The sequence below is a fragment of the Alistipes sp. AM16-43 genome (genome assembly GCF_003435745.1).
Classification (GTDB): Bacteria; Bacteroidota; Bacteroidia; order Bacteroidales; family Rikenellaceae; genus Alistipes; species Alistipes onderdonkii.
This window is the reverse complement of sequence record NZ_QTUQ01000017.1, coordinates 1-4,589: the sequence shown is the minus strand read 5'-3', so window position 1 is coordinate 4,589 and position 4,589 is coordinate 1. Positions and strand designations below refer to the sequence as shown.

The 4,589-nt window shown below is 58.3% G+C and carries 5 protein-coding genes; all 5 read left to right on the top strand.

All coding sequences use genetic code 11. The features are described 5' to 3' along the window. Positions 1-885 (top strand): glucose-1-phosphate thymidylyltransferase RfbA, encoded by an 885-nt coding sequence (gene rfbA, locus DW189_RS14060; RefSeq protein ID WP_117508593.1) that lies wholly within the window; start codon positions 1-3, stop codon positions 883-885. Positions 886-889: 4 nt separating this feature from the next. Then, on the top strand, positions 890-1,462 hold the full coding sequence (gene rfbC / locus DW189_RS14055; protein ID WP_117508592.1) for a dTDP-4-dehydrorhamnose 3,5-epimerase: 573 nt from the start codon (positions 890-892) through the stop codon (positions 1,460-1,462). Then, complete coding sequence (gene rfbD / locus DW189_RS14050) at positions 1,455-2,321, top strand: dTDP-4-dehydrorhamnose reductase (RefSeq protein WP_117508591.1); 867 nt, start codon at positions 1,455-1,457, stop codon at positions 2,319-2,321. The genes rfbC and rfbD overlap by 8 nt, the downstream gene beginning before the upstream one ends. Before the next feature lie 2 nt (positions 2,322-2,323). Then, on the top strand, positions 2,324-3,487 hold the full coding sequence (locus DW189_RS14045) for a glycosyltransferase family 4 protein (protein ID WP_117508590.1): 1,164 nt from the start codon (positions 2,324-2,326) through the stop codon (positions 3,485-3,487). A gap of 11 nt (positions 3,488-3,498) precedes the next feature. Continuing rightward, positions 3,499-4,589, top strand: a 1,091-nt coding sequence (gene rfbB / locus DW189_RS14040; RefSeq protein WP_117508589.1) for a dTDP-glucose 4,6-dehydratase, incomplete at its 3' end; no start/stop codon positions are given.

Genomic DNA, 4,589 nt, shown 5'->3' with positions numbered 1-4,589 from the left:
ATGAAAGGCATCATCTTGGCGGGTGGCAGCGGAACACGGTTGTACCCGATCACGAAGGGCGTCAGCAAGCAGCTGTTGCCTGTTTACGACAAGCCGATGGTCTACTACCCTTTATCGGCGTTGTTTCTGGCTGGTATCCGCGATATTCTCCTGATCTCTACGCCAGAGGATTTGGGCGGTTTCCGTCGTTTGCTGGGCGACGGCTCCGACTACGGGGTTCGCATCAGCTATGCCGAGCAGCCGTCCCCGGACGGTCTTGCGCAGGCGTTCCTGATCGGCTCGGATTTCATCGGCAATGACTCCGTGTGTCTGGTTCTGGGCGACAACATCTTCCACGGCTCGGGCTTCACGGGCCTTCTTCGCGAGGCGGTACGCACGGCCGAGGAGGATGGCAAGGCCACAGTTTTCGGCTACCGGGTCGACGATCCTCAGCGCTACGGGGTCGCGGAGTTCGACGCTGCGGGCAACTGCCTGTCGATCGAGGAGAAACCGGAACACCCGAAATCGAACTACGCGGTGGTGGGTCTCTACTTCTACCCCAACAAGGTCGTCGATGTCGCCAAGGGTATCAAGCCCTCGGCGCGCGGGGAGCTTGAGATCACGAGCGTCAACCAGTCGTTCCTGCAACGCGGCGAGCTGAAGGTGCAGACGCTTCAGCGCGGCTTCGCGTGGCTGGACACGGGCACGCACGACTCGCTGGCCGAGGCCTCGATCTTCGTGGAGGTCATCGAGAAACGCCAGGGTCTCAAGATCGCCTGCCTGGAGGGCATCGCCTACCATAACGGCTGGATCACGGCCGCTAAGCTCCGGGAGTTGGCGCAGCCGATGCTCAGGAACCAGTACGGGCAGTACCTGTTGAAACTCACCGACGAAAACCGACGCTAAAACCATGAAAGTCATCCCTACCGAAATAGAAGGAGTGGTCATCCTCGAACCCGATGTCTTCGGGGACGCTCGGGGTTATTTCTTCGAGAGCTATTCTGAGCAGTCCTTCGGCAGGCTCGTACGCCCCGTGCGGTTCGTGCAGGACAACGAGTCGATGTCGAAGTACGGCGTTCTTCGCGGTCTTCACTTCCAGCGGGGGGCGCATGCACAGTCGAAGCTGGTGCGCGTTGTCCGGGGCCGCGTGCTGGACGTCGCTGTGGACATCCGCCGGGGCTCGCCCACGTTCGGGCGACACGTCTCTGTGGAGCTCTCGGGGGACAACAAACGGCAGTTCTTCGTGCCGCGGGGCTTTGCGCACGGCTTCTCGGTGTTGAGCGACGAGGCTGTATTCCAATACAAGTGCGACAACCTCTATGCCCCCGAATCGGAGGGCGCCATCGCGTGGGACGACCCCACGCTGGGCATCGACTGGCGCCTGGCGCCGGGGGATGTCGTCCTCTCGCCCAAGGACAGCGGCCACCCGCGGCTGGAGGAGGCCGCGGAACTGTTCGACTACAATACGGACTACTATGCTTAATATCCTGATTACGGGCGCCCGGGGGCAGCTGGGGAGCTCCTTGCGGCAGCTTGGGAGCGTATCGCCCAACAACTATCTGGCCACCGACGTCGCGGAGCTGGACATCACCGACGCCGGGGCGGTGCTTCAAACGGTCAAGGAACAGCGTATCGACGTGATCGTCAACTGCGCGGCCTACACGAACGTGGAGCGTGCCGAGGAGGACGAGGCAAGGGCCGACCTGCTCAACCACAAGGCCGCGGCATACCTCGCAGCTGCGGCCAAAGAAACGGGTGCGACGCTGATCCACGTCTCGACGGACTACGTCTTCGACGGCACGGCCCATACGCCCTACAGGGAGGATACGGCGACCTCGCCGCTGGGGGCCTACGGGCGTACGAAGCTGGCGGGCGAAGAGGCCGTGAAGGCCTCGGGATGCCGCTACCTGATCCTGCGCACGGCGTGGCTCTATTCGGAGTACGGGAACAACTTTCTGAAGACGATGCTGCGTCTGACCTCGGAGCGCGAGACGCTGCGCGTGGTCTTCGACCAGGTGGGCACTCCGACCTACGCCGGAGACCTGGCGCTTGCGATCTTCTCCCTGATCGAGACGGGGCGCTACGCGGGCAACGAGGGGGTGTACCACTTCACCGACGAGGGCGTGTGCTCGTGGTACGACTTCGCGGTGGAGATCGCCGCGGCCGCGGGACATGACACATGCCGCATCATCCCCTGCCACACGTCGGAATACCCCACGAAGGCCACCCGCCCGGCCTACTCGGTGCTGGACAAGACCCGCTTCAAGAAGACCTTCCAGATGGATATCCCGCACTGGAGGGAGGCCTTGATCTACTGCATGAAACGACTTCAACGACAATAGATATGGCGAAAATAACTTTTGGCTATGTCAGTAAGGCAAACCCCTTCATCGACCGGAAGGCATGGAGCGGCACAATTTTCAAGATCCGGGAGTCGATCGAACAGGCCGGATATACGGTGCGATGGATCCCCTATACCACCCCGTTTTTTTCCAAGTTTATCCTGGGACTGTACCATTTGTATGCAAAACTTACGGGAAAGAATATCGTCTACTCCCACATCCCGCTGATTGCCCGGATGGAAGCGCACAGCATCGATAAAAAACTGATTGCAGGATGCGACATGCTGTTTTTCAGCGGAGGCTCCCAGGTGCTGTCCCGGATCGAAACGGATAAACCGGTATTCTACCTCAGCGATGCCACCTTTGAACTGATGGTCGACTATTATTGGCCGAACCTCGCCGCATGCAGCGTCAGATATGGAAACACCATCGAACAGCGGGCTTTGGATAAGGCTTCGGTAATTATTCATTCTTCTGAATGGGCGAGTAACTCGGCCCGGGATTATTACCACATTCCGGCGTCTAAACTGAATGTGATAGAGTTTGGTGCCAATATCGATGAAAATAAGATACAAACTCCTGTTAAACAGGAGTTTGCAGGGGGGGGGTATTTGCTCCGCATACTGTTTTCCGGGGTCGACTGGGAGCGGAAGGGCGGCGAGATTGCTGTAGATACGGTCATGCAGCTTAATGCCGCCGGTATCCGTGCGACACTGTATGTCGCAGGTATCAAAGACCTGCCTCAAAAACACCGGGATAATCCGCATGTTAAAAACATCGGCTTTTTGAATAAGAATATTCCCGAACAATATCACCAGTATGTGCAACTTTGGCAGCAAGCCGATATTCTGTTGTTGCCGACACGCGCGGAATGCTCTGCCATCGTGTATTGCGAGGCTGCGGCTTACGGAATCCCCGTTTTCACGACCGATACCGGCGGAATAGCTAATTATGTCGTGAACGGCGTGAACGGATACAGGCTTCCCCTGACAGGTACGGGAGCCGATTTTGCCAACAAGATAAAGGAGTGCATATGCAAGCAGGAATTTTCCGGATTGTCTGAAAATGCAAGGAGATTATATAAAGAAAAATTGAGCTGGCCGGCCTGGTCTTCCCGGTTTGCTGAAATGGTGGAAACTTATTCCGAACGAGAAAATCAAATATAAGATACGAGATAATGGCACCAAAACGCACCATCCTGATTACGGGCGGCGCGGGCTTTATTGGCTCGCACGTAGTACGCCTGTTCGTGACGAAATATCCGGATTACCGGATCGTTAACCTGGACAAACTGACCTATGCGGGGAACCTTGCCAACCTGCGGGACATCGAGGATTCCCCGAACTACGTGTTCGAGAAGGGTGACATCTGCGACCTGGATATGCTGCGGGCGCTGTTCAGGCAGTATGACATCGACGGGGTCATCCACCTTGCTGCCGAAAGCCATGTCGACCGCTCGATCAGGGATCCGTTCACTTTCGCGCGTACGAACGTCCTGGGCACGCTCTCGCTGCTCGAGGCGGCACGGGAATACTGGGACGGCAAGTGGGAGGGCAAATTGTTCTACCACATCTCCACCGACGAGGTGTACGGGGCGCTGGAGCTGACACGGCCCGAAGGCGTCCCTGCAGGCGGGGAGAGCGGTGGCGGGCCCTTCGGCGAGGAGTTCTTCACCGAAGAGACGAAGTACGCGCCGCACAGCCCCTACTCGGCCTCGAAAGCCTCGTCCGACCACTTCGTGCGGGCTTACCACGACACGTACGGGATGCCGACGCTGGTGACCAACTGCTCGAACAACTACGGGCCCTACCAGTTCCCGGAGAAGCTCATTCCGCTGTTCATCAACAATATCCGCCACCGAAGGCCGCTGCCGGTGTACGGCCGCGGGCAGAACGTGCGCGACTGGTTGTACGTCGAGGATCATGCGCGGGCCATCGACGTGATCTTCCACAGGGGCAAGGTCGCCGAGACGTACAACATCGGGGGCTTCAACGAGTGGAAGAACATCGACCTGATACGGGTGATCGTACGGACGGTGGACAGGCTGCTGGGCAACCCCGAAGGGTCGTCGGAGAAGCTTATCACGTACGTCACCGACCGCGCAGGCCACGATCTGAGATACGCCATCGACTCGCGCAAGCTCAAGCGCGAACTGGGCTGGGAGCCCAGCCTGCAGTTCGAGGAAGGAATCGAAAAAACTGTCCAATGGTACCTCCAAAACCAAAAATGGATGGACGACATAACTTCTGGCGAATACCAAGAGTACTA

Coding starts and splice junctions, on each gene's coding strand:
- rfbA (WP_117508593.1), top strand. CDS start 1: ATGAAAGGCATCATCTTGGCGGGTGGCAGCGGAACACGGTTGTACCCG.
- rfbD (WP_117508591.1), top strand. CDS start 1,455: ATGCTTAATATCCTGATTACGGGCGCCCGGGGGCAGCTGGGGAGCTCC.
- DW189_RS14045 (WP_117508590.1), top strand. CDS start 2,324: ATGGCGAAAATAACTTTTGGCTATGTCAGTAAGGCAAACCCCTTCATC.
- rfbC (WP_117508592.1), top strand. CDS start 890: ATGAAAGTCATCCCTACCGAAATAGAAGGAGTGGTCATCCTCGAACCC.